Origin of the sequence: Inquilinus sp. Marseille-Q2685 (assembly GCF_916619195.1) — a bacterium.
Lineage (GTDB): Bacteria > Pseudomonadota > Alphaproteobacteria > DSM-16000 > Inquilinaceae > Inquilinus.
In genome coordinates, this window is sequence record NZ_CAKAKL010000003.1 from 290620 (window position 1) to 315513 (window position 24894).

The 24894-nt window shown below is 65.7% G+C and carries 21 protein-coding genes; 9 read left to right on the forward strand and 12 right to left on the reverse strand.

Annotation, left to right across the window (positions count from 1 at the left end; all coding sequences use genetic code 11):
- Window positions 1-7: 7 nt before the first annotated feature.
- Entirely contained in the window at window positions 8-541 is a 534-nt protein-coding gene (locus tag LG391_RS19190) for a cupredoxin domain-containing protein (RefSeq protein WP_225769641.1), read from the reverse strand.
- A 220-nt stretch (window positions 542-761) separates the two neighbouring features.
- Here LG391_RS19190 and LG391_RS19195 point away from each other — a divergent pair, with 220 nt between their 5' ends.
- Complete coding sequence (locus LG391_RS19195) at window positions 762-1541, forward strand: response regulator (RefSeq protein WP_225769642.1); 780 nt, start codon at window positions 762-764, stop codon at window positions 1539-1541.
- Complete coding sequence (locus tag LG391_RS19200) at window positions 1538-2905, forward strand: ATP-binding protein (protein ID WP_225769643.1); 1368 nt, start codon at window positions 1538-1540, stop codon at window positions 2903-2905. Before LG391_RS19195 ends, LG391_RS19200 begins: the two co-directional genes overlap by 4 nt.
- 86 nt (window positions 2906-2991) lie before the next feature.
- Here the strand turns inward: LG391_RS19200 and LG391_RS19205 are convergent, their stop codons facing one another.
- From LG391_RS19205 to LG391_RS19215, 3 genes are all read right to left on the reverse strand, one after another.
- Window positions 2992-3330, reverse strand: coding sequence for a copper-binding protein (locus LG391_RS19205; RefSeq protein ID WP_225769644.1), 339 nt, complete (start codon window positions 3328-3330; stop codon window positions 2992-2994).
- 360 nt (window positions 3331-3690) lie between these two features.
- Complete coding sequence (locus tag LG391_RS19210; protein ID WP_225769645.1) at window positions 3691-4062, reverse strand: hypothetical protein; 372 nt, start codon at window positions 4060-4062, stop codon at window positions 3691-3693.
- 713 nt (window positions 4063-4775) lie between these two features.
- Complete coding sequence (locus tag LG391_RS19215; RefSeq protein WP_308013057.1) at window positions 4776-5462, reverse strand: DUF2231 domain-containing protein; 687 nt, start codon at window positions 5460-5462, stop codon at window positions 4776-4778.
- Between the two features lie 230 nt (window positions 5463-5692).
- Here LG391_RS19215 and LG391_RS19220 point away from each other — a divergent pair, with 230 nt between their 5' ends.
- A complete protein-coding gene (locus LG391_RS19220; protein ID WP_225769647.1) occupies window positions 5693-6163 on the forward strand; it encodes a DCC1-like thiol-disulfide oxidoreductase family protein in 471 nt (156 codons plus the stop codon).
- A 396-nt stretch (window positions 6164-6559) separates the two neighbouring features.
- Here LG391_RS19220 and LG391_RS19225 read toward each other — a convergent pair whose 3' ends face one another.
- Window positions 6560-8497, reverse strand: a complete 1938-nt coding sequence (locus LG391_RS19225; protein WP_225769648.1) for a DUF4396 domain-containing protein — start codon at window positions 8495-8497, stop codon at window positions 6560-6562.
- Between the two features lie 40 nt (window positions 8498-8537).
- The gene (locus tag LG391_RS19230) at window positions 8538-8729 is read right to left on the reverse strand and encodes a hypothetical protein (RefSeq protein ID WP_225769649.1); all 192 of its coding nucleotides are present in this window, start codon (window positions 8727-8729) and stop codon (window positions 8538-8540) included.
- Between the two features lie 351 nt (window positions 8730-9080).
- Here LG391_RS19230 and LG391_RS19235 point away from each other — a divergent pair, with 351 nt between their 5' ends.
- The 5 genes from LG391_RS19235 (at window position 9081) to LG391_RS19255 (ending at window position 17033) form a co-directional block, all read left to right on the forward strand.
- Entirely contained in the window at window positions 9081-11612 is a 2532-nt protein-coding gene (locus LG391_RS19235) for an NAD-dependent epimerase/dehydratase family protein (protein WP_225769650.1), read from the forward strand.
- A 117-nt stretch (window positions 11613-11729) separates the two neighbouring features.
- Window positions 11730-12719, forward strand: coding sequence for an SDR family oxidoreductase (locus LG391_RS19240; RefSeq protein WP_225769651.1), 990 nt, complete (start codon window positions 11730-11732; stop codon window positions 12717-12719).
- A gap of 63 nt (window positions 12720-12782) precedes the next feature.
- Window positions 12783-14603 (forward strand): glycoside hydrolase family 15 protein, encoded by a 1821-nt coding sequence (locus tag LG391_RS19245; RefSeq protein ID WP_225769815.1) that lies wholly within the window; start codon window positions 12783-12785, stop codon window positions 14601-14603.
- A gap of 181 nt (window positions 14604-14784) precedes the next feature.
- Window positions 14785-15888, forward strand: coding sequence for a multicopper oxidase domain-containing protein (locus LG391_RS19250; protein WP_225769652.1), 1104 nt, complete (start codon window positions 14785-14787; stop codon window positions 15886-15888).
- Window positions 15885-17033, forward strand: coding sequence for a ZIP family metal transporter (locus LG391_RS19255; protein ID WP_225769653.1), 1149 nt, complete (start codon window positions 15885-15887; stop codon window positions 17031-17033). Before LG391_RS19250 ends, LG391_RS19255 begins: the two co-directional genes overlap by 4 nt.
- 67 nt (window positions 17034-17100) lie before the next feature.
- Here the strand turns inward: LG391_RS19255 and LG391_RS19260 are convergent, their stop codons facing one another.
- From LG391_RS19260 to metC, 5 genes are all read right to left on the reverse strand, one after another.
- Window positions 17101-18072: a hypothetical protein gene (locus LG391_RS19260; protein WP_225769654.1), complete on the reverse strand. Its 972-nt coding sequence runs from the start codon at window positions 18070-18072 to the stop codon at window positions 17101-17103.
- Between the two features lie 146 nt (window positions 18073-18218).
- On the reverse strand, window positions 18219-19310 hold the full coding sequence (locus tag LG391_RS19265; RefSeq protein WP_225769655.1) for an amino acid ABC transporter permease: 1092 nt from the start codon (window positions 19308-19310) through the stop codon (window positions 18219-18221).
- Window positions 19311-19313: 3 nt separating this feature from the next.
- The gene (locus LG391_RS19270) at window positions 19314-20426 is read right to left on the reverse strand and encodes an amino acid ABC transporter permease (RefSeq protein ID WP_225769656.1); all 1113 of its coding nucleotides are present in this window, start codon (window positions 20424-20426) and stop codon (window positions 19314-19316) included.
- A 72-nt stretch (window positions 20427-20498) separates the two neighbouring features.
- Window positions 20499-21521: a transporter substrate-binding domain-containing protein gene (locus tag LG391_RS19275; protein ID WP_225769657.1), complete on the reverse strand. Its 1023-nt coding sequence runs from the start codon at window positions 21519-21521 to the stop codon at window positions 20499-20501.
- A 111-nt stretch (window positions 21522-21632) separates the two neighbouring features.
- Window positions 21633-22838, reverse strand: a complete 1206-nt coding sequence (gene metC, locus LG391_RS19280) for a cystathionine beta-lyase (protein ID WP_225769658.1) — start codon at window positions 22836-22838, stop codon at window positions 21633-21635.
- A gap of 98 nt (window positions 22839-22936) precedes the next feature.
- On the opposite strand from metC, the gene LG391_RS19285 reads away from it, so the two are divergent.
- Window positions 22937-23830, forward strand: coding sequence for a LysR substrate-binding domain-containing protein (locus LG391_RS19285; protein ID WP_225769659.1), 894 nt, complete (start codon window positions 22937-22939; stop codon window positions 23828-23830).
- Window positions 23831-23840: 10 nt separating this feature from the next.
- On the opposite strand, the gene LG391_RS19290 is transcribed toward LG391_RS19285, so the two are convergent.
- Complete coding sequence (locus LG391_RS19290; protein ID WP_225769660.1) at window positions 23841-24761, reverse strand: hypothetical protein; 921 nt, start codon at window positions 24759-24761, stop codon at window positions 23841-23843.
- Window positions 24762-24894 lie beyond the last annotated feature (133 nt).

Here is a 24894-nt window from a genome sequence, read left to right on the forward strand (position 1 = left end):
TCCGAGGTCAGCTCGAAAACACGATCTTGCCGACCATCCCGGATTCGTAGTGTCCCGGAATGTTACATGCGAATTCAATCGTGCCGCCCGCCGGGAACGTCCAGGACAACTCGGCCGTCTTCCCCGGCTCGATGAAGACCGCATTCGGGTCGTCGTGGCTCATCCCGGGCATCGAGGTCGCGACCACCGCGGTCGGCGTCAGCATTCCGTGCTCGACCATGGTCTGCATCTCATGCTGATGCTCGGCATGCATCTCAGCGGTGCCCAGGTTGAACTCGTGCAGGAGTTCGCCTTCGTTCTTCAGCACGAAGCGCACCGTCTCACCGGCCTTGACCCGGACAGCCTTCGGTTCATAGGCGCTGTCCTTGATCGTGATCTCGACGACGCGAGTCGTCGTCCGCCCTGTCGGCGGCTCCCCGATGCTCTTCGTCCCGGAGTGACCGGCGTCCGCGAATGCGAAGGACGCCGTCATGAAGACCGACGCAGACAGCACGGCGGCCGTCAAACCTTGAGCATGCCCAGACTTGATGATGTTCGTCATATCCTCGGCCCGACATTGTGGAGGGTGGTGAGGGTGCCTCGGCACCGGTGGGCAGCTCGTCGGGTGTTTCTCCCGGGGCGTCATGGCCAACCAGCAGGCAACCTTTGCCGGCACATCCATAGGCGGAACCGGTAACGACGATTTTTCATGGGTGTTACAGAGTGTAACGGGGCGAGGCGGCGGCTATAGAGTTGAGCCGCCCTGTGTTAGACCGCTCCGCATGAAGCTCTCCCCGATCCCCCATCCGCCCCGCCGGGACTTCACTGAGGCCAGTGGTCTCGACGGTGGGGCTCATCTGCTCGTCGTCGACGACGATCCGGAGATTCGGGATCTGCTCGTTCGGCTGCTCCGCAAGCACGGATATCGGGTGACGAGCTCGCGCAATGGCGTCGAAATGCGCGAAATCTTGGCGACGGCCGGGATCGACCTGGTCGTGCTCGATATCATGATGCCCGGCGAGGACGGGCTGACGCTCTGCCGGGAGATTCGCGCCTTCTCGGATATGCCCATCATCATGCTAACGGCGATGGGCGAGGAGATGGATCGGATCGTCGGGCTCGAGATGGGGGCCGACGACTATCTCGCGAAGCCGTTCAGCCCGAGAGAGCTGCTCGCACGGGTCAAGGCCGTCCTGCGGCGGACCTCGTCCTCTTCCCCTTCCCGGGAAAGGAAAGGCGGCCGGATGTTCGCCTTCGCCCGTTGGCGTCTCGACACCCACCGTCGCGAGCTGACGTCCCCGGATGGCGTGGCGATCGATCTGAGCGCGGGCGAGTATGATCTGCTGCTGGCGTTTGTCGAACATCCACAGCGCATCCTGAGCAGAGACCAGCTTCTGGACATGGCCCGGAATCGCATCGGCCAGCCCTACGACCGGAGCATAGACGTCCAGGTGAGCCGGCTGCGCCGGAAACTCGGCGATGCCGATCCGTTAGGGGCCGACCTGATCAAGACGGTGCGCGGAGCGGGCTATCTGTTCCTCCCGACAGTCGAGCGCCCATGAGCCGGCTGTCGAGGCTGCTGCCCGGCACGATTGCCGGACGTGTGATCGTTGTCCTCCTCACCGGGCTCACCGTTTCGCATATCGCGAGCGTGGGGCTCTATCGCAGCGACCTCCGCGAGGAACTCGGCATCTCGACCAGCCGCCTCTTGGCCGAGCGGATCGTTGCGATGCAAAGGGCGATCGCCGCTTCGTCACCAGAGGACCGGGATCGCACGGCTCATGCCTTATCCGGACCGGGCGTCGAGGTCCACTGGGACAACGCTCCATCGGTCGAGGCTATGGCGCCGGATGCCTGGACGACCCAGCTGACCCGGCACATCGCCGAGATCCAAACGGATCTCGAGGCCAACCGGCCATCGTCAATTCCGGCCGACGAACACGCGGAGGGCGATCCTGGCGGAGCCGCTTCCGGGATCCAGATCGCGACAAAGCTGCCGGACGGAACCTGGGCGAATTTCGAGCTTCGCTCCATCGGCGACAGCATATTGCGGTCGCAGCAGGAACACCTCCTGATGTCAACGACGCTCATGGTCGTTGCCATCCTTGGTCTTGCTGTCGTCTCCGTCAGGATTCTGACTCGGCCGTTGCGGGCCTTGGAGCGCGCGGCGAGACGTCTCGGCGTCGACATGGATGCGCCGCCGCTCCCGGAGACCGGCCCCCGAGAGGTCAGGAGCGCGGCACATGCCTTCAACGACATGCAGAACCGCATCCGTCGTCTGGTTCGCGACCGGACTCAGATGTTTGCCGCTATCTCGCACGACCTCAAGACGCCGATCACGCGTGTGCGCCTGCGCGCCGAATTCGTTGACGACACAGACCAGAAGGCGAAGCTGCTGGCCGATCTCGACGAAATGGAGGCCATGGTTTCCTCCGCCTTGGCATTCCTGCGCGAGGACGCAAATACCGAAGAGGCCAAGGTCGTCAACCTGTCCGCCATCTTCGATACGATCTGCAATGCTGCGGCGGATGCCGGGCACAGGGCGGAATATGTCGGGGAGAGCTACTTGCCGTTCCGCGGCCGGCCGCTGGCTCTCAAGCGCGCCCTCACCAATGTGATTCAGAACGCGATCCTCTACGGGAACGGTGCGGTCGTCCGGGCAAGGTCGAGCGACCATGAGATCCGGATCGAGGTCGACGATGAAGGACCAGGCATCCCTCCGGCCGAGCAGGACCGCGTCTTCGAGCCGTTCTATCGCATCGACGGATCCCGCAGCCGCGAGACCGGTGGAACCGGCCTTGGCCTCGCCGTCGCGCGCTCGGTCATCCGGGCCCATGGCGGGGACATCGAACTGAGCAACCGGGAGGCGCGTGGCCTTCGTGTGACAATCACCCTGCCGAGGCTCGGATTGCCGCAGCCGCAATGATGCGGTGCCGTCGCCGGCCGAGCTGCGGCCGGTACAGGCCCCAGCATCGTCGAATGCCGGGGCCGTCGGGACTCTGACGGTCTGGGTCAGGGTGCCGGGCGAAGGGAGTCGATGGCGTACTTGCCGTTCTCCCCCTTGCCCAAGGTGAAGGTCACCTGGCTGCCTTCCCTGATCGATGCGAGATTCACGGACTGCGCCACGGGAAAATTCATTGTCATGGCTGGCCAGCCGAGAGCAGCGACCGGTCCGTGGCTGAGATTGACCATGCGTCGGCCCGCATCGACCGAGTTCACCTTGCCGGTGCCAGTCGGCTTGCCTCCCTGAGCCTGGGCGAGCCGGACGCCGCCAGCGAGGGGACGGGCAGCCGCTTCGGTTTGGCTGCCCACGCCTGCCGCGGCCATATTCGCTGAGATGATGAACGCCATGGAGAGCGCTCCTCCGGCGGTAGCGATGCGGGCCGCCAGCCGTCCAATCCCGGGCGCATCTCCGTTGGATCTAGCCATGAATGAATCTCCTATGTGACAGCGTAGATTTCTACATCCCGCAACGACATGGATGACTGTGGTCGGATACGTTCTCGGCCATAGGGGTTCATCGCAGGTCGTCCCCAGACCGTCTCAGCTCCGGCGGCTCAACTCGATGTCCTCCTCCGAGCGGGCGGACCACCTGGGATAGCGGGAATGCGTAAGCGGAACATGTCTGCCCTGTTACAGAGTGTAACAGGGCCTCCGAAGGCGTCCGGAAGATCGGGCGCCGAGATGTGCCGATACCCGCCGGGAGCCTGCTCACTCAGGTCTGGCAGCGACGTCTTCTCCCATTGTCAGCGCGGCTCCGTCCCGCCCGTAGACCTGCGTCGCCTGGCAGTCAGCGCCGAAGGTGGCGACGATCCTTCCGGGGCTGTCGGAACGCTTGATCCAGAGCTGGGTGGAAGGGCGACGGGCGCTCGCATTGGGTGTGGAGTCGATGTCCGCCAGGGTGTCGGCTGAAATCCCGAGCGACGTCAGCAGCTTTGCGACTTCGGTTGAGCAGCGACTGTCATGCGACAGTACACGAACCTTCTCGACGATGTCGCGCGCGGGCATCTGCGCCGAAGCCGGAGCCGCTGCCATCCCGGCGACAAGAGATACGAACGCGACAAGAGCCGTCTGTGCCTTCATGGGAAGTATTCCTCATCATGCTGGTGGGCAGGACTTGGCTCGATGCTCTCGCACGAACATTCTTCAGATAGCAGAATGCAGTGAGCAGACATCTCTGCCGTGGCTTGTGAGAAAATGCGTAACTGGCGAATGTAATTGCAGAATTTCTTCCCTGTTACGGAATGTAACGGATGTCAAATTCCTTCTGAGATGGGGTTCGTCATCCTGCCTCAACGTAGAATCGACATCGAGACGCGCAATGAGCTCGCCGTTGACGCTCTCGTGTCCTGAACTGCAGGTTCGCTTGTCGAGCGCCAGGGATTGTCGAGGCTCATTCGGCGAAATCGTGCGATCGACCGGATGATGGCATCCGCGGATTCCGGACGAAGAGTCGCGGCATGGCTTGTGCTCGGCGATGAGCCGGTGATCGCCGCTCCGGGTCCTTGACGCTGCGGCAAACGCGATGCCGGATCCGCCATTCGCTCAAGAGGACGCACCAGCGCTCGACCCGGGAGGCGTCGCTCGGCGCGAAGCGCAGGTGACAACGGGCCGCTCCGAGAGCGGAGGGACGCGTCGCGATGTTCAGAAATACGCGGGACCAGCGCAAGTCAGCGCCGCACTATCCAGGTCGGCTGCGAATCATGCCAACGGACATGCTTCGGTTCAGGTTCAGGATCATTAAGATCACATCCCAAGCAGCGAAGGTCTCATGCTTCGGGCGAGGGTAAGCGATCTTATCTCTCGGGCGGTTGCTTACGGCCATCCTGTTCGTGATGATGACCAGCGTCATTTCGTGACGGTACGGCGGGCGCATGTTCATGAAGCTTGTTGCCGGAAGCGCCGACGGATCTGGAAACGCCGACCCCGTGCTGGAAGACCATTTCGCCACCGAGCCAGCCGGTGACGGCAAGCAGGGCAACCGACACCGCGGAGAGCGGCAGGCCGTAAGGTAGCACGGCTCCCGCCATATCTTCCCACCGTAACACCATGTTCGCGAGGGCCAGAAGCAGAACGCCGATGTTCAGCAGACCGTGCATCCAGGCCAATCTCCAGCTGCGCGCGTGCTTGATCGTCAGCAGATCAATGGCGCCTGGGAGCGCTGCGCCCAAACCCATTGCGAGCCCGCCAACAAGCAACCAGAAGGAGGCCCGCGCCCAAAAGGCATCGCCTGCAGCCAGATAGGCAAGGTCGGTCACGAACGCTCCGATGAAGAGCGCTATGGGAAAGCCGACCAGCATCGGGTGCAGCGGATGGCCGTGCAGTGCAGCGGTGCTGCCGGTGCCAGAGGTATGGGTGTGATGGGCGATGACCGATCTCCGCGTGAACTGCCAATCTCGATAGAAACTCCAGCTCGAGCTGCATCGTTCCGTCGGTGCAGAACGCTTGAGACAAGGAGAACGAACCCGCGGTCCAGGCGGCAACAGTGCGAGCCGAAATGCCGCGATCCCAGGCGACCGGCTCTGCAGCGTCCCATGCTACAGTCTCGGAGAATGTCCGGCGGACCCGCTGCCGGCCGTGGCGATCTGGGCAGGCGGCATGTCCTTCCCTGGCGGGCTGACCGGCGTCACCGACGCAGTCATCCTCGCGGTGCCGCCGGTGCCCCTTCGGCCTGCCCGCGGCATGCACTTGGACCCAGGAAGAGAGGTGCCTTGTGAACACGACCGCTGCTCGTCAGTCCGGCCATGGTCCCGGCGAAAATGGGCACCGTTCCGCGGACGCCTCCGACGAGATCCTCCTGGTGTACGACTGGGAGTGTCCAGCCTGCGACACATACTGTCAGTGGGTGCGGATTCAACCGACCGCGGGCAGGCTGCGGCTCGTCAATGCGCGCGACTTGACCCCGGTGATGGAGGAGATCACCAAGGCAGGGCTCGACATCGACCAAGGGATGGTCGTCAGAAAGGGCGGACAGCTCTACTACGGCAGCGAGGCGATCCACACGCTCGCGCTTCTCAGCAATCGATCGGGCTTGTTCAACAAGCTGAGCCACTATGTCTTTCGGTCCAGGGCACTGTCGCATCTCCTCTACCCTGGGTTGCGGGCATGCCGGAACCTGCTCCTGAAGGTCCTGGGCAAAACCAAGATCAACAATCTTCGGATCGAAGGAAACGACCGCTTCTGACAAACCGATCCGCGCCCGATGCGCGCGGGCGGCTGCTCGCGGATCAGGCCGATCACCACCGTCTCATCGCCGGCCGCAGTTCTCGGAGACCGACCGAGACGAGCGCGACGAAGCCGATATCTGGCGCCGCCACCTTTTCCGAATTGATCCCTGCTGCTTGGACGGGTGCGGCTCATGACGGCTCGGAAGCGGGAGGGCGCCGCGGATTGATCAGCGCGATCCGGCACACGCCTCGGCTGGCACCGCTGTCTACGCGAAGAGCCGCGCTGCCGAAGAGATCGTCATTTTGGAGCGCCCGGCAGCCGGTTCGGGCCGAGCCGGCCGTTGCCACAGGTGGGCAGCTCGGCACCCCCGATGCCACCCACGCCTTCAGAAGCCGGTGACGTCGGCCCGCAGTCAGGCCTCGACGTCGAGGATCATCGTCAGCCCGCCGCCGCCTGCCTCCTCGACGTTGTTGTTCGTCGTATGATGGGGGATGTGGCAGTGGATCAGCCATTTGCCCGGCCGACGCGCGGTCCAGATCACGTCGAACCGCTGTCCGGGGCCGACATTTACGGTGTCGGCAAGATAGCGCGCGCTCTCCGTTAGGGTTTCTCCGTCGATGGCGACCACCTCGAAGGGGCCGCCATGGACATGCATCGGGTGCACGAAATTGTTATTGGATCCGATAAAGCGCAGCTTCACGGTCTCGCCGACCTTCATCCGGATCGTGTCGGTCGCGGGATAGGCCTTGCCGTTGATCGTGAAGAAGTTCGGCAGGCCGCCCTCCATGAGCATCGCCGGATAGGTGAGCCATCTCCGCTTCAGCCATTCCTGCAGCAGAATCGTGTACTCACGGTCGGCGCGGGGTTCGGCGGCCGGATCGCGTGGCGCGATCACTAGGGCGCCGTAAAGCCCCAGGGCCTGCTGACGGTCGGCGTGGTCATGGGTGTGGTAGAAATAGGTGCCGGATTGGCCGACCTCGAATTCGTAGGTGTAGCGGCCGCCGGGCGGCACGGGTGCTTGCGTGATCTCTGCCGGCCCGTCCATCTGGTTCGGGACGACCAGCCCATGCCAATGGACCGTCGTCGATTCCGGCAGGCGGTTGGTGAAGTTGATCCGCACCCGGTCGCCCTGCGTGAGGGCGAGGCGAGGGCCAGGAACCTGGCGGTTGTAGGCATAGGCCTCGACCGTCTCGCCGCCCAGGATGTTCCAGCGAATGACGGAGGCCTCAAGGTCGAACACCTTGGCGCCGTTCTCGATGCGGGGCTTGAGCGGCTGGTCGCCGCGGGCCGTGGGCGGGGCCTCATAGCTGACGAGGCCGGGCCGGATTGCAGCCATGTCGCGCATCGTCTCGCCCGGCGTGTTGAAATCCATGATCATGCCCGGCGGCATGATGACGCCGCCCACGTCGCGCGCGCTCAGCCCGAGATTGACGGAGAAGGCCGGGGTGACGAGGCCGGTCAGCAGCATCAGGAAGGTGACGCCGGCCATGGCCGCGACCTGCGGCCCGGTCGGGGCCCTGGCGGGAGGAAGGTCCGATCCATGACGGCGTTCTCCGCCACCGTGCTGAGCCGCTCCATGATGCGCGTGCTGCTCGCCATGAGCCGCGGCCCCACCGCCGTGACGCTCGCGATGGTCTTTGGCACCCGGATTTGCCGGGCGCGCCTGGTGGAACCGGGTGCCCGGCTTGCGGTCGGTCATCAGCCCATGCTTCAGGTCCTTGGCCACCATCCAGACGTTGAACGGATAGGCGAGCGCAAAGCCCGCCATCACGCCGAGCGACATCACCCCCCAGAACAGGAGCTCCGTCGGCTCCATGGCGCGCATGTCCCGGCCCATCATCAGGAAGGCCATGACCGGCCCCATGCCGGCCATCATGGCGTTCATGCTGATGAATTCGGGCAGGAAGGTCTTCCGCACGTTCTCCCAATACGTGCCGCCCATCATCTCCTTCATGAACAGCGACTGGAAGATGAAGAGGCCGAACGCGAAGCCCGCGGCATATTCGATGACGAGATCGATCCCCATCGGCAGGCCGAGGACGGCCGTCACTGCGGCTGCCAGAATGATCCCGGTCGCATCGCCGGCTACGCAGTGGATCGTCGAGCCGATGCCCTGCTTCCAGAGCGGCGCCGTGAACTCCTCATGGGTGCCCGGCCGCGGTTCCTTGTCGGCCAGCACATACAGCAGCAGGCCGAACGGTCCCATGTAGAGGGTGACGAGAATGAAGCCCCAGCGCATGACGACCGGCTCCGGATTGTTCCGGAACTGATCCCAGGCGACATAGGCCGTCGACAGCAGGGCGAGCACGAACCAGGCAATCAGGAAATAGTCGATTGGCTGTTCGATCATGCGATTCCTCGTGTCCGCTGGACGGGCAACCGCACGGAGATCAGCCGAGTTCCGCATCCGGCGATCGCGAGTTCATGCGCGAGGACTGCTTCGGACGGGCATCAGGCATCGGATATGACGGGAACATCGCGCTCCTGTTCCCGACGATCGTCGACGAGCCGCGAAGCACGAAGGAGACATACGGACTTTCGGACGCCGAACGGAACGCGGCGCCGGTGACCGGCGCGATCATGAGAAGCACCTATCCCATAAACGGGGAAGCCCCTCGCCTGATATCGGACGCTCGCAGGTAATGAGGCGCAGCCGCACGGCCTGTGTCAGGGTCAGGAACACTGTGATCAGGTGAAATGTCTCCAGCATGAGCGACGATAGTCCCTTGTCGGCCAAAGGCTCGGGCCGCGGAACGTCAGGTCGACGCCCCTTGTTCTTCTCTCCAAGCGCCCATTCACGCTCACGACATTGTGAGTGCCCTAGCAGGATCCTCATGTCACTTCCGAAGGAGACGGCGGATCTCCTGTGATTGTGGAGGGCGACTGATGAGCAGGGCCGGGCATAGCTGAGCCATGGGTGAAAGGAGCTATGGATGCCGCCCGCCGAAACGGTCATCATCACGGGAAGCAGCGGCTTCATCGGCGCGGCGCTCGTCAACAGGCTTGCCGGACGTTACCGGCTGGTCGGATTCGACAAGATCGCCAATCGGACGCCTCCCCCGGCTGCGGAGTGTGTCTGCATCGATCTGACCAGCGAGGAGGCGATCGAGGCCGCGTTCGAGCGCGTCCGCATCGCCTATGGCGACCGGATCGCTTCGGTGGTTCATCTCGCCGCCTATTACGATCTGTCGGGCGAGCCCAGTCCGCTATACGAGCAAATCACCGTGCGCGGCACCGAACGGCTCCTGGAGCAGCTCGAGCGATTCCAGGTCGAGCAGTTCATCTTCTCGAGCACGATGCTCGTGCATGCGCCGACCGATCCCGGGCAAAGGATCAACGAAGACTCCCCGGTCGATCCGCGTTGGCCGTACCCCCAGTCGAAGGTCGAGACCGAGGCGCTCATTCGCGGCCACAACCGCATTCCGACGGTCCTGCTCCGGCTCGCCGGAGTCTATGACGACCATGGCCGTTCGGCGTTCCTGTCGCAGCAGATCGCGCGCATCTACGAGCGGCAACTGTTGAGCCAATTGTATCCGGGAGATATCCGCCGCGGCCAGGCATTCGTTCATCTGGACGACGTGACGGACGCGCTCGTTCGACTGATCGAAAAGCGGAGCGAGCTGCCGAGACGTACGCCACTACTGATCGGCGAGCCGGAGACGCTCAGCTATGACGAAGTGCAGCGGCTCGTTGGACGGCTGCTCCACTCGGAAGAATGGGAGACCCGCGAAATCCCGAAGTTCCTGGCCAAGACCGGTGCCTGGCTGGAGAACGACGTGCTGGACGAGGAGCCGTTCGTCAAGCCGTGGATGGTGGACTTCGCGGACGACCACTACGAACTCGACCTCTCCCGGGCTCGCGCGCTTCTCGGCTGGGAGCCGAAGCATTCGCTTCGAGACACACTTCCGAAGATCACGGCCACACTCAAGTCGGACCCCGCCGGCTGGTATCGCGCCAACAGGCTCGATCCCGCCCAGGTCGCCGCGGATCGCCTTCCGGCGGGGGACGAGCAGGAGGCGATGAGCCCGCTCGAGCATCGAAAGATGATGCGCGGGCACACCGCAGAGATGCGGAAGATGCACTTCGGAATGCTGTGGGTGCATTTTCTCAACATCTTCTTCGGACTGTGGCTCGTCACCACGCCCTTCGTCTTCGGGACGTTCGGCCAGGAGGTCTTTCCCGACGCGGTCTTGCGCGTCACTCAGGAGCGCGGGCTGTGGGATCCCGCGATGCGCAACGGCATCCTTGTTTGGAGCGACGTCGCCAGCGGCGCGCTCATCACGCTGTTCGGCACCTTGTCGCTCTCGCCGCGCTTCTCCTGGGCGCAATGGGCCAACACCGTCGTCGGAATATGGCTCCTGTTCGCGCCGCTCGTCTTCTGGTCTCCGAGCGCTGCGGTCTACATCAACGACACGCTGGTCGGTGCGCTGGTGATCACCTTCGCCATCCTCGTTCCCATGATGCCGGGCATGAGCCACGAAGGAATGATGGATGGGTCCGACGTGCCGATCGGCTGGAGCTACTGCCCGTCCACCTATCTGCAGCGTCTGCCGATCATCGCGCTCGCGGTGGTGGGCTTTTTCATCGCGCGCTACCTCGCGGCCTATCAGATGGGCCATGTGGACCGGATCATCGAGCCGTTCTTTGCCGGCAGCGCCGGGCTCAACGGCACCGAGACCATCATCACCTCGGACGTCTCCAAGGCATGGCCGATCCCGGATGGCGGGCTGGGCGCCGTGACCTACGTCTTCGAGATCCTGATGGGCGTCATGGGCGACCGACGGCGCTGGCGCACCATGCCCTGGATGGTCACGATGTTCATCATCGTGGTCGTGCCGCTCGGGGTCGTGAGCATCTACTTCATCATCATCCAGCCGATCGAGATCGGCACCTACTGCTCGCTGTGCCTGCTCGCGGCGCTCGCGATGGTCGTCATGATTCCCTATGCACTCGACGAGCTGGTGGCCATGGGCCAGTTCCTCGGTCAAAGCTACCGCCGGGGAGAATCGATCCTCCGCACCTTCTTCATGGGCGCCGCGTCGCCAGGCAGCGGCACCGACGAGAAGCCGGATTTCGGAGCGGCATGGTCGGGCATGGCGAGTTCCGCGGCCCGGGGCGTGACGATCCCGTGGACGCTCGCCGCCAGCGCGCTCCTGGGCGTCTGGCTGATGTTCAGCCGGCTCGTCTTCGGCACCGTGCCTCCGCTGGCCGACAGCGATCACCACGTCGGCGCGCTCGTCTTCACGGTCGCGGTGATGGCGATGGCCGAGGTCGGCCGCGCGTTGCGTTTCATCAATGTCCTGTTCGGGGTCTGGCTGGTTGCGGCGCCATGGCTGCTCGCAGGCGGCGGGGCCGTCGCTGCCGGGGCAGGGGTCGCGGCCGGGCTGATCCTGATCGCGCTCAGCCTGCCGCGCGGCCCGCGCAGCCGTGAGCACTACGGCAGCTGGGATCGGTTCGTTGTCTGAACCAGGGAGCGTTAGCATGGAGCCCCCGCTGTCCGCCATCAGCAGGACGACCGCCGTGGTCCCGGACAGGCGCTCGCGAACGACTTGCGGAGGCAACGGTCCGAGGACCGGCGGACCATGAACGAGCACCCTCCAGGCGTCGTCGTCATCACCGGCGCATCGGCTGGAGTCGGGCGGGCCACGGCGGTGGCCTTCGCGCGCCGGCGCTGGAACGTGGCGCTGATCGCGCGCGGAATGCAGGGGCTCGAGGGCGCAGGGCAGGAGGTCGAGCGGGCGGGCGGCAAGGCGCTCACCATTTCGGCCGACGTCGCCGATGCGAAGAGCGTCTTCGAGGCGGCCGATCGTATCGCCCGGCAGTGGGGCGGGATCAACGTCTGGATCAATAATGCCATGGTGACGACGTTCTCGCCGGTTGCGGACATCTCGCCGGATGAGTTCCGGAGGGTCACGGAGGTGACCTACCTCGGATGCGTCTTCGGGACGATGGCGGCGCTGAAGCACGATGTCAGGACGATCGTTCAGGTGGGGTCGGCCCTGGCCTATCGGGCGATTCCGCTGCAGTCCGCCTATTGCGGAGCGAAGTTCGCGATCCGCGGATTCACCGACGCGCTGAGGAGCGAACTGCTGCACGACCGAAGCGATGTTCGCATCACGATGGTCCAGCTGCCTGCCGTGAACACGCCCCAGTTCGGCTGGGCTCGCAACAAGATGCGACGGCGGCCGCAGCCGGTGCCGCCGATCCATCAGCCGGAAACCGTCGCGGAAGCGATCTTTCGTGCCAGCCAGCGGACACCGCGGGAGCTGTGGGTGGGATGGCCTAGTGTGAAGGCGATCCTGGGCGCCATGATCGCCCCGAGATTGCTTGACAGGCTGCTGGCCCGCGGAGGCTATGACGGCCAGCTCTCGTCCGAGCCGCACGATCAGAGTCGGCCCGACAATCTTTTCCGGTCCGCTCCGGAGGCTCACGCGACACATGGCCGCTTCGACGATCGCGCCCGCAGCCGAGCTGTCACGTTGAACCCAAGCCTCGTGCGCGGAGCCATTGCGATTGCCGCCGCTGCGGTCCTCCTGGCCGTGGCGTTATTCACGCCGTCGTTGACGGGCTGAGCCGTTTCCGATCGGCGACAGCCGACGGTTCAATCGCGGCGCCGGGTCGGAGCCTTGAAGACGATGCCCGCTCGCATTGAAGACTATGCACTGATCGGCGACTGCAGAAGCGCAGCCCTTGTGGCGCGTGACGGCTCCGTCGACTGGCTCTGCTGGCCGCACTTCGACTCGGACGCATGCTTCGCGGCGCTGCTCGGCGGCCCGGAGCACGGCCGATGGCTGATAAGCCCGGCAGATCCTCCGGCTCGGATCCGACGTCGGTATCGGGACAAGACGCTCATCCTGGAGACCGATTTCGAGACCGAAGAAGGTTCGGTCACCCTGATCGATTTCATGCACATTTCCGCCGGCCATCCGCATCTGGTCCGTCTCGCGACCTGTCGGCGCGGCAAGGTCGCCATGCGATCGGAGCTGGTGATGCGCCTCGGCTACGGTGCCGTCGTGCCATGGGTGACGCGGATGGAAGACGGCAGCCTGCGCGCTATTGCGGGGCCTGACATGCTGACGCTGCGAACGACGGCGCCGATCAAGGGCGAGGATCTCAGGACCGTCGCGACGTTCTCCATCGAGGAGGGCGAGACGGTGCCATTCACATTGACCTACTCGCGCTCGCACCTGCCATTGCCGTCGCCCATCGATCCGGATGCCTCGCTTCGTCAGACGGAGGAGTTCTGGCGGAGCTGGGCGGAGCGCTGCCGGTATGAAGGGCCGTGGGCCGAGATCGTCGTACGCTCCCACATCGTTCTCAAGGCGCTGACGTTTGCACCGACCGGCGGTATCGTGGCCGCCCCTACGACCTCGCTGCCGGAGCGGATCGGCGGCGTCCGGAACTGGGACTACCGATTCTGCTGGCTGCGCGATGCCACGTTCGCGCTCCTCTCCCTGATGAACGCAGGCTACTTCGACGAGGCCAAGGCGTGGCGGGATTGGCTCCTGCGCGCCGTTGCCGCGGGCCCGACCAAGATCCAGTCCTTGTATGGGCTCAATGGAGAGCGGCGCCTGACCGAGCTGGAGCTCTCATGGCTGCCCGGATATGAAGGCTCGCGGCCGGTGCGCATCGGCAATGCAGCGCATCACCAGCTGCAGCTGGACGTGTTCGGCGAAGTCATGGATGCCCTGTATCAGGCGCGAACGGGTGGTCTCGCCGCAGACGAGACGAGTTGGGCATTGCAACGCGCACTCGTCGGCCATTTGGAGGCGATCTGGAGCGAGCCGGACGAGGGGGTGTGGGAGGTCCGGGGCGGGCGCCGTCACTTTACGCATTCGAAGGTCATGGCCTGGGTTGCCGTCGACCGCATGATTCGCAGCACCGTCGAATTCCGTCTCGACGGACCGCTCGACCGTTGGCAGTCGCTGCGCAACGAGATCCACGCCGACGTTTGCCGCAACGGATTCGATCCCCGGACCGGCGCCTTTGTCCGGTGCTACGGCGGCAGGGAGCTTGACGCGAGCTGCCTTCTCATTCCGCTCGTCGGATTTCTTCCGGCCAGGGATCCGCGCGTGCGCAGTACCGTCGAGGCGGTCGAGCGAGATCTGATGGCGGATGGTCTGGTGCTCCGGTACGACCCGGCAGCGGCAGACGACGGCCTGCCGCGCGGGGAGGGTGCATTTGTCGCCTGCACTTTCTGGCTCGCGGACAATCTTGTCCTTCTGGGACGGCGGCGCGAGGCACGCCGGCTGTTCGAGCGGATGCTCGATCTTAGAAACGACGTCGGTCTTCTCGCCGAGCAATACGATGTGCAGGGCCGTCGGCAGCTCGGCAACTTCCCGCATGTCTTCAGCCATGTCGGGCTGGCCGAAACCGCGCGGAATCTCACCGAGCTGGACAAGCGGGCGCGACAGCTTGCACCGAGTCTTCCGAAGCGGGCCGGCGAGCAACAGTGATATCGCCGGCCAGTGCCCGAGCAGCCGCATCGGTATCGCAATCCCGGGTCTACGGCTTTGCCGCTGGTTCAGCGCTCAAGGCTCTGGTGATAAATTTAGCCTGTGCTAAAATCTGAGGCATTCTGACGAAAGTGGTGTAAGCGCTAATTGCTTCGCCCCGAGCGTCATTGGAGATGCCCGGATGGACCTGTGGAACACCATCACCCGTCGCGGTCTCCTGGCCGGCGGGGTCATGGCCGGTGGGACGGCGCTTGCACAGATGGGCGTCGGCGACGCTCGGGCCCAACAGCATGTGGGGCACGCCACGGATCCGGCAATGCCGGACGGACCAGCCAGCCACGCCGCGCACGGCGGCATGACCACGGTGGGGGAGGTCGACGGCGCCGCGAACGGCTTCGATCCCCAGCTGCTTCTCACCGACTGGGAGACAGGGGCCGTGAGCCGGGACGCGTCCGGCCGCGCGATCCGCGAGTTCGAGATCACGGCGGAGGACAAAGAGATCGAGATCGCGCCCGGGATCATGTTCCCGGCCTGGACCTACAACGGCCGCGTGCCGGGTCCATCGCTGCGGGTGACCGAGGGCGACCGGGTTCGCATCCGGTTCCGGAATCTCGGGAGCCATCCGCACACGATGCATTTCCACGGTATCCATTCGGCCCGGATGGACGGGGTTCCAGGCGCCGGCGTCGCCGGACCGGGCGACGAGTTCGTCTACGAGTTCGATGCCTTTCCCTTCGGCTGTCACCTCTACCATTGCCATTTCGTTCCGCTCCGGCGGCATATCCATAAGGGCATGTACGGCGCCTTCGTCATCGATCCCGACCCGGCCCGCCATCCCGACCAGGCGGAGACCGCGCGGTCCCGCTTGCTTGGAGCGCCGGAGAATGCGTCCTGGCAGGAATTCGTGATGGTCATGAACGCCTTCGACACGAATTTCGACGACGAGAACGAGGTCTATGCGGTCAACACGATCGCGCACGCCTACGCGAAGCAGCCGATTCCGGTCGAACGGGCGCGGCCGGTCAGAATCTATCTCGTCAACGTCACCGAGTTCGACCCGATCAACTCCTTCCATCTGCACGCGAACTTCTTCGACTATTTCGACCACGGGACGACGCTGACGCCGACCCACCGCATGGTCGACACGATCATGCAATGCCAGGCGCAGCGCGGCATCCTGGAGTTCAGCTTCAAGGACCATGAGCCGGGTCTCTACATGTTCCACGCCCACCAGTCCGAGTTCGCCGAACTCGGCTGGATGGGCCATTTCGAGGTGCGGGCATGACCCGAGCCGTGGCCTGGACGCTTCTGCCCCTCCTGCTCATTGTCGCGGTCGCGGCCGCCTTCCTGACGTTCGATCCGTTGCGCAGCTTCTCGTCGGGAGCGCCGCCGATCGAGCAGGTGACGGTCGAGCGGACGACCCTCGACTCGGCCGGCATATCGCTCCTGGTTAGAGGCGGAGGCTCGGCGCCCGTGGAGATCGCGCAGATCCAGGTCGACGGCGCCTACTGGACCTTCACCCAGGATCCGCCAGGGCCAATCGATCGCCTCTCCACCGCCTGGCTCCGCCTTCCGTATCCGTGGGTCGTGGGGGAGACGCACCATCTGACGCTGGTCACCCGGACTGGGGTAGTCTTTGACCACACGATCGATGTGGCCGTGGCGACGCCGCAGCCCTCCGTCGCCATGCTGCGGAATTTCGGGCTCGTCGGGCTCTTTGTCGGCGTGGTGCCGATCGCGCTCGGCATGCTGTTCTATCCCGCGCTGCGGACTGGCGGGGCCTCGGGCTTCACCTTCGCCCTGGCGCTGACGATCGGGCTTTTGGCCTTCCTTCTGGTCGATACGATGGGCGAGGCGGTCGAACTGGCCGGCCGAACGGCTCCCGAACTGCATGCGCCTGTTCTCGTTTGGCTGGTGGCAGGCGTTGCCTTCGCAGTCCTGATGACGATCGGCCGCCGAAAGGGCCATCCCCTGAGCGGCGTCGCCTTGGCCGCATCGATCGCGCTCGGCATCGGGCTGCACAATCTCGGCGAGGGGCTGGCGATCGGATCGGCCTTCGCCACCGGCGCCGCCGCGCTCGGCTCCTTCCTCGTCCTCGGCTTCACCCTGCACAACATCACCGAGGGCATCGGCATCGTCGCACCGCTGCTCGATCGTCGGCCCGGCTGGCCCGTCTTTGCCGGCCTGGCTGCCCTCGCCGGCCTTCCGGCGGTGTTCGGCATCTGGTTCGGCAGCTACGCCTATTCGCCCCACTGGGCGGCACTCGCCCTTGCGGTCGGCGCCGGCGCAATCCTCCAGGTGATCGTCGAAGTGGGCCTCCTGATCATGCGCCAAGGTATGGGGGCGGGCCGCGCCTCCGGTACGGCGGTCGCGGGGATCGCCGCAGGAATTGCCGTGATGTACGGGACGGCACTGCTCGTACAGACCTAGAGTCGGACTCGGAACCGGCAAAGCTCGGTGGTGTCGAGGCGAACGCCGGCTCTGATCCCTCGCGTCCTCACCTCGCGGGTTGTAGCGCGACGTCGTGGACCTCCGATCCTGCGCGCACCCGATCAATGATCGTCCGGCTCCTGACGTCGAGCACATCGAGATCCCGAGGACCGGCCGCCACATACGCCCGTCCGGCAGCCAGACGGATGTGATGCGGGCTGCCTTTGAGGTCGATGTCAGCGACGACCTGTCTCGTCCGAGCGTCGACCACGAAGATGCGGCCGCTTTCCGGTTCCGTGATCCAGGCCTCGCCCCCGTCGGCCGTGAAGGCGAGGTGCTTGTGGGATGGGGTGCGTCCGGCTCGAAGCGAGGCGATCTCCCGCTGGGTGTCGAGATCGACGATCACCGTGCTCTCGCCGTGCCAGGGCGTGACCCACAATTCGTTGGAGCCGGGACGCACCGCGAGGTCATGTCCCTCGATCGAAATGGGGACCTCGTGAACGCCCGCCTCGTCGGCGGCGAACAGGCGACGAGCCGAGATGTCGGTGATCCAGGCCGCGCCACGAGAGACGGTCACGTCGTGTGGCCTGCCTCTCACTTCGGTCCTCGAAACGACACGCCATCCGCTTGGATCCAGGCGCGCGAGGAGGCCACGTTCGCTTACGACGAAAGCGGTGTGCCCGTCCGGACCGATGGCCACGTCATGCGGAGGGACACGGAGCGGAATACGCCGAACCTTCGCCGGATTCGTTCTCGGATTCACAACTGCGACAGTATCGGTGCCTTGTGTGGCGATCACGAGCAGCCCGTCCGGGGTCATGTCGAGGTTGTGGGGGCGGCCGCCCACCTCGATTTCTTGAACGATCCGGCCCGAGCGTGTGTCAACGCCGCGTACCGCTCCGTCTCTTTCGCTGGTAACATAAGCCGTGGCGGCGGGCTGCGCCACGGCGGTCCCGCCCTCCAGGGCACCGAGGAGCATAAGGGCCGCCGCCGACAGCCATGCTGCCGAGATGCGCTCTCTGCCGGGTCGGGATTTCATGTCGACCCTCGGGTTTCATGAGAATCAGCGACGTCGAGTCAGATGGGCTCCTCCCGGAAGGACGCAAGCCCGCGATCATCCATCCCTGATCTGGCGTGTGCGCCAGCCGGCACTGCGAAGGGACGCCCGCATCTGTCTCGGGCCAGTCAGCGGTCGACCTTGGCGCGTCGCTCGAGGAAGTCCGCGAAACGGGCGAAGCCGAAGGCGAGCGCGAAATAGATCGCGCCGATGAACAGATAGGTTTCGGCCGCGGGCGACGGCCAGGCCGGATCGGCGAGTGCCGCCTTGCCCGAGCTGATCAGGTCGAACAGCCCGACCACGAGGACGAGGCTCGTGTTTTTGATCATCACGATGATCGTGTTGGCGAGGGCGGGGATGACGATCCGCAGCGCCTGGGGGAGGATGACCAGCCGCTGCCGCTGCCAGAACGACAGGCCGAGCGCCTCAGCCGCCTCGAACTGACCCTTGGGGATCGCCTGGAGCCCGCCGCGGACGACCTCGGCCAGATAAGCGGCCGCGAAGATCGTCAGAGCCACGAGCGCCCGCACGAACTTGTCCGGCAGAAGGGCCTCCGGCAGGAACAGCGGCAGCATGATCGAGGCGACAAAGAGCAGGCTGAGAAGGGGCAGGCCGCGGATCGTCTCGATCAGCAGGGTCGCGAGGAGATGGACGGCCGGCATCCGCGACCGCCGGGCGAGGGCGAGCCCGATCGAGAGCGGGAAGGCGATGCCGATCGCGACGACGGTCAGGATCAGTGTGATCGGCAGGCCGCCCCAGGATGATGTCGGGACGCTCGCCAGCCCGAAGACGCCGCCGAGCATCAGGACCATCACCAGCCCGAGAGCCGCCGCCCAGGCATATACGAGCCGCCGGCCCCAGAGCCGAGGCCAGACCGATGCGACGAGGAGGATGAGGATGACGATGCAGACGAGGAGCGGCCGCCACCGCTCGGCGGGCGGGTAGATGCCGAACAAGATCTGGCCGGACTTGGCTGCGATGAAGCCCCAGCAGGCGCCGACTGCGGCTCGGCAGGCGTCGGGGTCTCGCGGCGAGAACACGGCGTCGACGATCGCCCATCGGACGAGGCCAGGGACGGACCAGATCAGCAGCGCGCCGAAGGCGATCGTCAGGCCGGCATTGAGCGGCGTCCCGAAGAGGAGCCTGGCCCAGGCGGCGAGGCGCGAGCGGCGGCCCGGAGCGGAGGCGGATCGGTTGTCGAGGGTGGAGAGCATCGTCATCGCTCAGCGCTCCACCAGGGCGATCCGCCGGTTGTACCAGTTCAGCAGGAGGGAGAGCGTGAGGTTCACGGCGAGGTAGCCGGCGAGGATGATCGCCACCCCTTCGAGGGCATGGCTCGATTTATTGATGACGGTGCCCATGATCGCGAGGAAGTCCGGATAGCCGACGGCGATCGCGAGCGTGCTGTTCTTCACGACGTTGATGTACTGGCTGGTCAGCGGCGGCATGATCACCCGGAGCATCTGCGGAATGACGATCAGGCGCAGGATCTGGCCGCGTCGGAGCCCGAGCGCGAGCGCGGCGTCCCACTGTCCCCGGCCGACCGACAGCACGCCGGCCCGGACGATCTCGGCGATGAAGCCGGTGGTGTAGAGGGTGAGGCCGACGACCACGGTCGTGAGCTCGGGCGTCAACTCGAAGCCGCCCCGGTAGTTGCCGCGTTCAAAGCGCGGCCAGTCCACCGCGGCGGAGGTGTCCGACACGCTCAGCGCGCCGATCGCCACCATACCCGCGACCAGAAGCATGGCTCGTCGCCATCGCTTCAGGGCAGGCATGGCCGCCAGCAGCGCAGCCAGCGCGGCACCGGCCAGCACGAGCGCGACCATCGCCGGGATTGACACCGACAGGCTCGGCAGCATCAGGCCGCGCATGGAGAGGAAGACGCCGGGCACCGGATCGAACGCTGCATCGACCGGCGGGAGCACTCGCCACCACAGCGAATAGAGGAAGATCAGCAGCACGATCGGCGGCGTGTTGCGGGCGACCTCCACCCAGAGCCGGCAGGTGCCGGATACGAGAGGGTTCGAGCTGAGCCTGCCGATGCCCACCAGAAGGCCGAGCATCGTGGACAGCACGACGACGAGGGCCGAAATGAAGACGCTGTTGGCCAAGCCGACAATGATCGCCCAGTAGTACGGATCCTGGGAGCGGTAGCGAAGAAGGCTCTCGGATATGACGAACCGGGACGGCAGCGGCAGGAACTCCAAGCCGATCGGGATGCCGCGGGCCCGCAGATTGGCCGTCGTGGTCTCCACGAGCAGCAGGACGACCGCCGCGGCGGCCGCCAGCAGCAGCCCCTGGATCAGACGCGCCCGGATCCGTTGATCCCTCAGCATGGCTCCTCGCTTCTCAGACTCGGTGCGGCAAGGCGGGGGCGGCCAACGCTGCCCCGCCCACGGCGGCGGAGATCAATCCCACGGGAACGGGAAGTTGACGCCGCCGTCGCGGTAGAGGGCATTCATGCCGCGCGGAACCTTCAGCGGACTGTTCGCGCCGAGATTGCGATCCCAGATCTCCGCATAATTGCCGAGCTGCTTGATGACGTTGTACGCCCATTTGTCGTCGAGGCCGATCGGCTGGCCGAATCCAGGCTCCCGGCCGAGGACACGCTCGATTTCGGGATCCTCGGAATTCAGCTTCTCGTCAATGTTGGCTTGGGTGATGCCCTTGCTCTCCGCCCAGAGCAGCGCATTGAACGTCCAGCGCACGATGCTGAAGAGCTTGTCGTCGCCGTAGGCGATGGCGACGCCGTTCGGCTCCGAGCCGTGACCCATGACGATGATTTCGTGCTCGCCTGGATCCTTGGCAACGGTCGCACGCTGTCCGGCCGCGGCCGTGCCGTCTGTGATGTAGGAGTCGCACCGCCCGGCGAAATACGCATCGCGCGCCTGGATCGTCGAATCGAAATAGACCTTCTTCATCTCGATGCCGAACTCCGCCTCGGTCTCGAGCACGGCCTTCTCGGTCAGGCTGCCGCCGCCCTGCAGGCAGACGGTCAGACCGTCGAGCTCCTTCTTCTCCTTGATGTTCGAGGCCTTGCGGACGAGCAGCCCGTCATTGTCGTAGAGGGTGATCGCGACGAAGCGCACGGCCGCGTCGCGCGTATAGGTGATGGTCGAGGTGCGCGACAGGATGTCGATCTCGCCCGTTTGCAGGGCCGGGAGCCGCTGCGCCGCGTTGAGGGGCACGAACCGGATCTTCTCCTTGTCGCCGAGGATGGCGACCGCGAAGGCCCGGCAGATATCGGTATCGAAGCCCCGCCACACCCCTTGCTCGTCGGGGCGCGAGAGTCCGGGCACGCCCTGGCTCCCGCTGCAGACGACGTAGCCACGATCCCTGATCTTGTTGACGACCGATTGCGCCGAGGCCGGAGCCGTCGTCGCCAGGAGTGCGACCACGCCCGCGGCCAGCGCTGTGGCCAGGCGTGTCACTGAAGCTTGCCTCCTCATGTTCTTCTCCTTGTGTTCGTTGCTATTTCCAGACGCGTTGCGCTCCTCGGTCGGTTCTCCTCCTCGCAGACGACAGGTCGTCCGTCTGATTTCTTAGCCGGCCACGCCGGCCGCACCGATCGCAATGCGATCAGCCGCGGGCGCCAGTTCCGCAAAGAAGCGCTCGAGGTCCGCAATCAGGTCGTCGATGTCCTCAAGCCCGATCGAGAAGCGGATGAGCTGGCCATCGGGCAGCCAGGCGAGATCGGTGCGGCTCTTGCGCGGGTCGCTCGGCGCGATGAGGCTGTGTGCCCCGCCCCAGCTCGCGCCGATCTTGAACAGGCGAAGGCCTTTGAAGGCGCGGTCGAGCGCGGCTCTTTCGACGGGCCTGAGCACGACCGAGAACACCCCGGCCGAACCGTTGAAGTCCCGCTTCCAGACGGAATGGCCGGGGTGCTCGGGCCGCGCCGGATGCAGGATCCGCCGGACGGACGGCTGCATGAGGAGCCGATCGACGATCCTGAGCGCGCCGCGCTCGGAATGGCGCAGGCGCAGTGGCAGGGTCTTGAGGCCGCGGGCGCAGAGAAACGCGTCATCCGCGCCGACGCCGAGCCCGAGCAGGCGCGAGACGTCCTTGAGCCGCCGGAACAGCGTCTCGTCGCGGACGGCCACCGACCCCATAATCAGGTCCGAATGGCCGCTGGCGTATTTCGAGAGCGACTGGACCGAAAGGTCGGCGCCACGGGCGAGGGGATTGAACAGGATCGGCGTCGCCCAGGTGTTGTCCGCCGCGACCAGCGCGCCGGCCGCATGGGCGACCCCGACGATCGCCGGCACGTCCTGCACCTCGAAGGTGGCGGAGCCGGGAGACTCCACCCAGACGAGGCGGGTCCGCTCGTCGATCAGAGGGGCGATCGCCCCACCCAGCATCGGGTCATAGGAGGTGATCGCGATGCCGAGCGGCCGGAGGAGGCCTTCGGCCATCAGCCGCGCCGGCCCGTACATCGACTCCGGCATCAGGATCCTGTCTCCCTCTGCGGCGCAGGCGAGGCAGGCGAGGGCGATCGCGGACTGTCCGGACGGGGTCACGAGGGCGCGGGGAGCGCCCTCCAGCGCGGCGATCTGGCGCTCCAGGGCCCGGGTCGTCGGCGTGCCATAGAGGCCATAGGAGTAGCCGTCGTAGATCCGCTCGTGGCGCCGTTCGAAAGCCTCGATGCTGTCGAAGACCACCGTCGAGGCATGGTGGACCGGCGGGGCGAGACTCTCGAAATCGTCCGCCTCGTCCGCCGGCTGGTGCACGTGACGCGTGTCGCTGCGCATGGGCTCCCCTTTCCGTGACCGAAAGGGAAGCACGGTCGCGGCCTTGCGGGCCATGACTGAAACAGCCAAAGTTCATTCAGATCTGATATGAGATAGCCATGAACCTGCGTGACGTGGAGATCTATCACGCGGTGATGACCACTGGCGGAGCGGGGCGGGCTGCGGAACTGCTCGGCACCTCGCAGCCGACGGTCAGCCGGTCCATCGCTGCTCTTGAACGAAGCGTCGGCTTTCCGATGTTCCAGCGTGTCCGAGGCAAGCTGGTCCCGACCCGGGAGGGCCAGCTCTTCTTCGCCGAGCTGTCGAAAACCCTCGTCGGCCTCGATCGGCTGCGCCAGGTGGCGGCCCGCATCCGGGAGGTCGGGGAGGGGTCGCTCCGCATCGCGTCATTGGCCGCGATGGGACAGATCCTCGTTCCCAGGGCGGTGGCCCGATTCTTGGATCGCCATCCCGACGTCCGCCTGTCGCTGCAGGTGCGGACCTCTTCCGTCGTGCGGGATCTGGTCGCCTCCGGCCAGGTCGATCTCGGGCTCGCGGCGGACGAGATCGACACGACGGGGGTTCACGCGAGCTCGTTCGCCTCGCCGCGCGCGGTGTGCATCCTGCCGCTCTCGCATCGGCTGGCCCGTCGCCCGCGGATCGAGGCCGCCGATCTCCACCGGGAACGGCTCGTGGCGCTCGCCCCCGACGATACGGTGCGGAAGGCGATCGACCGTATCCTCGCGGGCGCCGGCGTGGAGCCTCGGATCGTCGTCGAGACGCCGTTCTCCGCCACGGTCGCCGCACTGGTGGCGGAGGGCGCCGGGATCGGCTTGATGAACCCGTTCTGCATCGATCGGGACCTCCGATCGCGCGTCGCGGTCCTGCCGTTCGAGCCGGCGGTGCATTTCCGGGCGCTCATTCTGCATCCGCCTGGCACGGTGGAGTCGCGGCTGATGAGGTCCTTCAAGGAGATCCTCTATTCGACACGCAATGCGTTCGTCTCCCACTAGGCGTCCCCGATCAGGACAGGGACTCCGTGTCCCGCGGTCGGCTGGCCTGCAGGCTTCCCGCCGCAGCCGCTCCGTGCGGCTCGTCTCCGACATCGAGAGGCACGTTGCGCGAGCGCTCTTGCGCACTCCATGACGCCGCTTCGGGCGGCCGGTACTGCCTGAGCCACCCGTAGCGGGTCAGGCCCCGTGGCTTGTAGACCGAGAGCCCGACGAGCAGGAGCAGCACCACCAAGCCGCCGGCGGCGTGCATCCGCATCGAGCGCCTCAGCCCGAGGAGATCGGCATCGGCCACCGCCGTGTCTGCCGCTATGCCCGCGATGGCGCTGATGCCGTCGAGCTGCAGCAGCAGGATGTAGAGGGTCGCGATCGTGAGCACGAGCTTCGCGAGGACCCAATAGTGCCGGAGCAGGCCCCATGGGGAGCCGAGCGACTGCAAGATGCCGATGATCAGCGCCACCAGGATCAGCGGGAGGATGATGTACCAGGCGATCAGCCCGTCCGCGATATAGGCGGCTCGCACCAGTTGGGCGTCCTGGCTGACGAGACCGGCGACGGCGAAGGCGAGAAAGACGGCGACGGCTCCGAGCGAACCGACCGAGGTGGCGACATGCACCAGGAGCACGAGCTTGCGGAGGCGAGGCGGCATGATTGGCGACCGCGGGGATCGGCGGACGCGCGAGACGTACCGGTCGAGGAGCCGGCCGCGGCTGAGCGCCACGCCGACGGCGAGGGTCACACCGAGAATCGTCAGCAATCCCCATCCCGCGTGCCCTCCGGCTTGACCACCGGGCGGTGCATGGCGGGCGGGGCCGTGGGGACCGCCGGCGCCGATGAGGACGATGATCGCGAGCAGCAGCACCAGGCCGCCGATGGCGATCCCCGAAACCTTCACCCAGCGCGGAGCCCCGGGGTAGGGGGGCAGAGGGGCCATGAGCGTCTCCTCGATGGGACGTCGACAGGAGCGGGCCCACGATATCGATCAGTCCGATGAACCGGGTTCAAGACATGTTAAGAAAGATTGCGGGGCAGGGGAGGCTGTTTGCCATCCGAGCCTCGGACGAGCG

What these genes read in the sequence shown, in the direction of transcription:
- LG391_RS19285 (WP_225769659.1), top strand. Translation starts at nt 22,937, where the DNA reads ATGAACCTGCGTGACGTGGAGATCTATCACGCGGTGATGACCACTGGC.
- LG391_RS19205 (WP_225769644.1), bottom strand. Translation starts at nt 3,330, where the DNA reads ATGGCGTTCATCATCTCAGCGAATATGGCCGCGGCAGGCGTGGGCAGC.
- LG391_RS19195 (WP_225769642.1), top strand. Translation starts at nt 762, where the DNA reads ATGAAGCTCTCCCCGATCCCCCATCCGCCCCGCCGGGACTTCACTGAG.
- LG391_RS19260 (WP_225769654.1), bottom strand. Translation starts at nt 18,072, where the DNA reads ATGAAATCCCGACCCGGCAGAGAGCGCATCTCGGCAGCATGGCTGTCG.
- LG391_RS19265 (WP_225769655.1), bottom strand. Translation starts at nt 19,310, where the DNA reads ATGACGATGCTCTCCACCCTCGACAACCGATCCGCCTCCGCTCCGGGC.
- LG391_RS19230 (WP_225769649.1), bottom strand. Translation starts at nt 8,729, where the DNA reads ATGATCGCGCCGGTCACCGGCGCCGCGTTCCGTTCGGCGTCCGAAAGT.
- metC (WP_225769658.1), bottom strand. Translation starts at nt 22,838, where the DNA reads ATGCGCAGCGACACGCGTCACGTGCACCAGCCGGCGGACGAGGCGGAC.
- LG391_RS19240 (WP_225769651.1), top strand. Translation starts at nt 11,730, where the DNA reads ATGAACGAGCACCCTCCAGGCGTCGTCGTCATCACCGGCGCATCGGCT.
- LG391_RS19250 (WP_225769652.1), top strand. Translation starts at nt 14,785, where the DNA reads ATGGACCTGTGGAACACCATCACCCGTCGCGGTCTCCTGGCCGGCGGG.
- LG391_RS19190 (WP_225769641.1), bottom strand. Translation starts at nt 541, where the DNA reads ATGACGAACATCATCAAGTCTGGGCATGCTCAAGGTTTGACGGCCGCC.
- LG391_RS19225 (WP_225769648.1), bottom strand. Translation starts at nt 8,497, where the DNA reads ATGATCGAACAGCCAATCGACTATTTCCTGATTGCCTGGTTCGTGCTC.
- LG391_RS19290 (WP_225769660.1), bottom strand. Translation starts at nt 24,761, where the DNA reads ATGGCCCCTCTGCCCCCCTACCCCGGGGCTCCGCGCTGGGTGAAGGTT.
- LG391_RS19200 (WP_225769643.1), top strand. Translation starts at nt 1,538, where the DNA reads ATGAGCCGGCTGTCGAGGCTGCTGCCCGGCACGATTGCCGGACGTGTG.
- LG391_RS19245 (WP_225769815.1), top strand. Translation starts at nt 12,783, where the DNA reads ATGCCCGCTCGCATTGAAGACTATGCACTGATCGGCGACTGCAGAAGC.
- LG391_RS19210 (WP_225769645.1), bottom strand. Translation starts at nt 4,062, where the DNA reads ATGAAGGCACAGACGGCTCTTGTCGCGTTCGTATCTCTTGTCGCCGGG.
- LG391_RS19270 (WP_225769656.1), bottom strand. Translation starts at nt 20,426, where the DNA reads ATGCTGAGGGATCAACGGATCCGGGCGCGTCTGATCCAGGGGCTGCTG.
- LG391_RS19255 (WP_225769653.1), top strand. Translation starts at nt 15,885, where the DNA reads ATGACCCGAGCCGTGGCCTGGACGCTTCTGCCCCTCCTGCTCATTGTC.
- LG391_RS19235 (WP_225769650.1), top strand. Translation starts at nt 9,081, where the DNA reads ATGCCGCCCGCCGAAACGGTCATCATCACGGGAAGCAGCGGCTTCATC.